Raw genomic sequence first — 618 nt, 5'->3', positions numbered from 1 at the left:
TAGCTGATAGTATTAAGACTGCTATGTACCATGGTGAGGATGTCCTTATGATCATGGAACAGGAAACTGGAGAGATCAAATACTTCAGCCGGAATCTTATGTGTCCTTCCAGCGGAATTTCCTACCCCACCCCCGAACCTAATAATTTTTCTTTTAACTCTCCCAAGGGTGCCTGCCCGGTTTGTAATGGCATTGGAACCCTGCATACGGTGAATGAAAAGAAGATTGTGCCCGATGTTTCAAAAAGCATAAAAAAAGGAGCTCTTGCCCCTCATGGACCTCAGAAAAAAAACTGGATCTTTAATCAGCTGGAATTAATAGCCGAACGTTATAACTTCAGCCTCAATGATCCATGGAAAGATATTCCTGAAGAGGCTGTGAAAATGATCCTTTTTGGAGGCAAAGAAAAATTCACCAAAGATTCCAAGACTTTAGGCATCACCCGGGAATATAAAATCGATTTTGAAGGGGTGGCTACATTTATAGAGGAGACCTACCACAAAAACGAATCTGCCTCCCTTCGCCGATGGGCCAAAGACTATATGGACAAGATCCTTTGCCCGGAATGTGAAGGCAGCCGTCTTAGAAAAGAGTCCTTATACTTTAAGGTAAACGGAA

At 42.7% G+C, this 618-nt stretch carries 1 pseudogene; it reads left to right on the top strand.

The features are described from left to right. Positions 1-618, top strand: a pseudogene (locus HC175_RS16365) (excinuclease ABC subunit UvrA); the annotation flags it as partial.

It is taken from the genome of Salinimicrobium oceani (assembly GCF_012037645.1).
This window is presented reverse-complemented; position numbering and strand designations above follow the sequence as displayed.